This is a genomic window from Pseudoalteromonas sp. 20-MNA-CIBAN-0454 (assembly GCF_040308685.1).
Classification (GTDB): Bacteria; Pseudomonadota; Gammaproteobacteria; order Enterobacterales; family Alteromonadaceae; genus Pseudoalteromonas; species Pseudoalteromonas nigrifaciens.
Window position 1 is genome coordinate 1 of sequence record NZ_JBEOOB010000180.1, and the last position, 264, is coordinate 264.

General features: G+C 43.6%; 2 pseudogenes. Both read right to left on the reverse strand.

Annotated elements, in window-relative coordinates:
- A pseudogene (locus AAEZ22_RS18805) lies at window positions 1-83 on the reverse strand (ATP-binding protein); the annotation flags it as partial.
- Between the two features lie 43 nt (window positions 84-126).
- Window positions 127-264: pseudogene (locus AAEZ22_RS18810) on the reverse strand (Mu transposase domain-containing protein); the annotation flags it as partial.

Consider the following 264-nt stretch of genomic DNA (forward strand, 5'->3'; position numbering starts at 1 on the left):
GCGAGGTAGGTTTTGCCACAGCCTGTGGCGCCTGTAATTAATATATTCTGATGTAAACTCAGCCAGGTGCTTTGGCTCATGCTGTTTTTGATGCGCCTTTGGCATATGATGTGTCTGTGTCGTATGTCTGCCTAAACGGTTTGAGCGAGGATGCTGTGCTATTAAAGTGCCGTCATAATAAAGCTGTACGAGTTGATTGGATATGTGTGCGCGTAATTGTTTTTTAACCCACAGATAAGGCACGCTGTAGTAATGTTTTTCTAT